The 3,487-nt window shown below is 57.6% G+C and carries 5 protein-coding genes; all 5 read left to right on the top strand.

All coding sequences use genetic code 11. The annotated features are described in order from the left end of the window. A partial coding sequence (locus tag ACEW8G_RS02035) for a hypothetical protein (RefSeq protein WP_373486783.1) occupies positions 1-226 on the top strand: 226 nt, incomplete at its 5' end. 114 nt (positions 227-340) lie between these two features. Next, on the top strand, positions 341-487 hold the full coding sequence (locus ACEW8G_RS02030; RefSeq protein WP_373486782.1) for a hypothetical protein: 147 nt from the start codon (positions 341-343) through the stop codon (positions 485-487). Between the two features lie 158 nt (positions 488-645). Next, on the top strand, positions 646-1,323 hold the full coding sequence (locus ACEW8G_RS02025; protein WP_373486781.1) for an FkbM family methyltransferase: 678 nt from the start codon (positions 646-648) through the stop codon (positions 1,321-1,323). 254 nt (positions 1,324-1,577) lie between these two features. Further along, the gene (locus ACEW8G_RS02020) at positions 1,578-2,756 is read left to right on the top strand and encodes a glycosyltransferase family 4 protein (protein WP_373486780.1); all 1,179 of its coding nucleotides are present in this window, start codon (positions 1,578-1,580) and stop codon (positions 2,754-2,756) included. Between the two features lie 181 nt (positions 2,757-2,937). Further along, positions 2,938-3,487: hypothetical protein (locus ACEW8G_RS02015; protein ID WP_373486779.1), on the top strand; the 550-nt coding region annotated here is incomplete at its 3' end.

The raw sequence follows: 3,487 nt of genomic DNA, 5'->3' as shown, positions 1-3,487 counted from the left end.
GGCCACGCTGGGCCGTGCCAGCCTGGTCCAGCTCGAAGCGGCGGTGGCGCGCTACAACGCGGGTGCACCGACATTGCAAGAAGTGCTCGCCTTTATGGAGGAGCGGGGGTTCGTGATGCTCGATATCGCGGGCCACTCGCGCATCCGCGATTACCTGGTCCAGCTCGACCTGCTGTTCGTTCCGCGCGGTTCGCCATTGCAGAACGACTTTTTTAGTTTCGCCTGATTAAAGTGCCGCCCAGACGCTCGTCAACTGGTCGTACAAAAACTTTGCGGCACAAATCTAGACATGTTATGCAGCACGCCCTGCGTGGCTCGATCGACGTTACAGGAGGTCTCAATGACATGGATGGAAGTCGTCAGAGACATCTGCGTAGGTTTCGCCCTTGTCGGCATCATCCTGCGCGTTGCGCCCCACATTGATCGTATTCAGCGGGAAAACGACGAAAAATATGGCCCGCGCAATGAATGGGACCAAATGGTCTGACGTTTCCATAACCCGTTTATCCCCGTCACACACGCTTGATGGCCGCGCGCCGCGAAGCGTTCCAGAACGACGACGACGACGAGGCCAACAACTAGCACAAGTATGGCCTAGCCCACACGCCTCTTTGCGTCGTCGCCAAGAAATGCTACTCGCCTGAAATGCAGACCTTAGCGAAGCAGATGTATCGCGCGATTCGGTTCAACCCGGTCGTGGAGCGAACGACGAACAGCCTCCGCCGGAGTGCGACCCTCAACTTCGATGCCATCGACCTATTCGTCCCGATTTCGCCCGGCGACATCGTGATCGACGGCGGGGCGAACGTGGGGCTCGTAACGTCAAAGGCCGTCCGCGCTGGGGCCACGGTTCATGCCTTCGAGCCGAACTCGGTCTGCTTCGACATTCTCCGCAAGCGTTTCGCGCTTCATCCGAATGTGCACCTTCACAATAAAGGCCTGATGGACAGGGACTGCACTCTCACCTTGTCCACGCCCGTCGCACACCGGGAATTCGACAGCATCGACACAACGGTTGCCGCCAGCTTCGTCGCGGAATCGTTCGACGCGCCGGTAACAACCGAAACGGTCACCTGCATCGACATTTCGGAATTCATCATGAGCCTCGACAAGCCGGTAGCCGTGCTGAAACTCGACATCGAAGGGGCTGAAATTGGGGCCATCAACCGGCTCATCGACACCGGCGCGATCGACAGAATCAAGTTCGCGGTGGTGGAGACGCACGAGCGGTTTTCGGACGAGCTGGCGCGGCAGACCGAGGAATTAAAAGCCCGACTTGCCGAGCTCGGCCTTAACGATAAGGTGCGCCTCGACTGGATCTAGGCGGCTAACTCCGCCTCGATGTGGCTGACTATGCCCTTCCTCGCCAAAGCACTGGTTTTCAATCCCGCGAAAATTGTGGGTAAACTAACATTCGATCACTCGCTCCTCTTGCAGCGCAGGAAGGTGCAGGCTCGTTCGGAAAATTTGGTGAAGCAGCACCTTGGCGGCAGCCGGTAATCTTTAAGACGATTGTCAGCATGTGCCGCCCCCGCTAACTCATTCGACGAAAACCGCTGGCGGGGAAGATTGCTCGAATGAAAAATGAACCTGTCGGCCGGAGCGTCGCAATCTTCTTCTACGCAGGTGATTTTTCTGATGTTCTTCGGCGCCATTCTGAAGGGGCACAGCAGATTTATGCTACCCACGACGAGGTAGCTCGACTGATCCTGGACCTGCGCGTCAAAAACGTGGATGTCACGATCTACAGCTATGTCACGGACGCCGCGAAAGACGAGTGGCCGATGGAGGGCGTTCGTGTGGTCTCCTTGGGTGCCTCCGGGGCCAATCGAGGCGTGCTGAAGGCGGCCGTTGAGAGCGCGAGCGCTGATACGATCATCGCGCACTTTTCATATCCCGAGCTACTGATCGCTGCGATAAAGTCGGGCAAGCGTGTCTTTGCCGGGCTCGCCAACAGCTATAATGAACGCGGCCTCAAGCAGTATTTGCGCCGTAAACGGATTGCTCACATCCTTAACAATAAGCGCATTCGAATGGTCTCCAATCATTGTGTCCCGGCAACTAGGCACTTGGCCGAAATAGGCGTTGCTCGCGATAAATTGATCGCTTGGGATGTGCCGCACCGTTATCAGCCGACCGACTACGCGCCAAAAGTGCTGACGCCGAAGGATTGGTTTCAAATAGCATATGCAGGGTCGATCGCCGAACGGAAGGGCGTGGGCGACTTGATTCGCGCGATTGCATATTTGAAGGATGATGGTCTGAGCGTTCGCGCCTCGTTTGCGGGGCTCGGTGATATCGAGAGCATGAAGGCGCTTGCTAGCTCCCTTGACGTTGGCGACCATGTTGACTTCCGCGGTATCGTCGGCAATGAACTTGTGTTCGAAATGTTTCGGGAAGCGGACATTGTCGCAGTTCCCAGCCGTACAGCCTATCCCGAAGGATTCCCGCTGACAATGTTTGAGGCAGTTGCCTCCCGATCGCCGATCGTGTGCACCGATCATCCGATGTTTAGGTCCATACTGGCGGACGGAGACAATTGCACCATGTTCAAGTCAGGCGACGCCAACGGCTTCGCCGAGGCAATTCGACGCGTGTTAAGTGACTCGATCCTCTATCGAACATTATCTGAGTCGGCCCCAACTACTTGGGAGGCGCTGCGGGGACCGGCAGACTGGCGCACGCTTCTTACCAGATTTATTACCGAAGGGGAGCACTCACCTTGGTTTGACGATTACAGGCTCAAGATGACTTAAATAGCGTCGGGTTTGAGCGGGCCCGTAGGTTGAGCAGAAAATACCTTTGGTTCTGTGCCCGCTGCGCACGGAGCGGGACCGAGCTGGATCGCGACAAGTCGATCGCCCGCAGGATAGATTTGATGAAGGCATATCTGTGATCATGATGTCTCGTTCAGCCTTGCGGGACCTCGCCTGACCCATGCGTTTCGTAGCACTGGCCCTCATCCTGCTGAGCTTTCCGATTTTCGTCGCCCTGCTCAACCAGCACCGCCGCCATCGGAACACGGCGCTCCTCGCCATCGGCGCGCTGACCTTCGCGATGGGCACCTTGCAAGTCGATGCGGCGATCATCACCGGGCGGGCATGGCCGGGCACCGTGCGCGGAATATTGGTGTCGCCGATCGATACACTTTGTTGGGCCTTGATCGCCACGCGAGCGGCGAGCGCCAATCGCGTGCCCTTCATTGGCCTCATCGTGCTTTACATGGTACCCGCGACGGTCTCGATCGCGGTCAGTTCGGTGCCGACGGCATCGGCGTTCGTGCCCTTGCAGGTCCTGCGCATGCTGCTGATGTTTATCGCAGTAGTGGGTGAGCTGCGCCGGCCCGGCGCATTGCGAAGTTTGTTCATGGGCCTGTCGATCGGGCTGATCGTCCAGGCAGGCTATGTGATCCAACAGAAGCTTAGCGGGATGGTTCAGGCTCACGGCACCGCATCGCACCAGAACATGCTGGGCCTGATGGTGCATA

The sequence above is a fragment of the Blastomonas sp. genome, from assembly GCF_041747255.1.
GTDB lineage: Bacteria > Pseudomonadota > Alphaproteobacteria > Sphingomonadales > Sphingomonadaceae > Blastomonas.
Note: the sequence above shows the minus strand (reverse complement) of the source record. Positions and strands in the feature narration are given on the sequence as shown.

What these genes read in the sequence shown, in the direction of transcription:
- ACEW8G_RS02030 (WP_373486782.1), top strand. Translation starts at nt 341, where the DNA reads ATGACATGGATGGAAGTCGTCAGAGACATCTGCGTAGGTTTCGCCCTT.
- ACEW8G_RS02025 (WP_373486781.1), top strand. Translation starts at nt 646, where the DNA reads ATGCAGACCTTAGCGAAGCAGATGTATCGCGCGATTCGGTTCAACCCG.
- ACEW8G_RS02020 (WP_373486780.1), top strand. Translation starts at nt 1,578, where the DNA reads ATGAAAAATGAACCTGTCGGCCGGAGCGTCGCAATCTTCTTCTACGCA.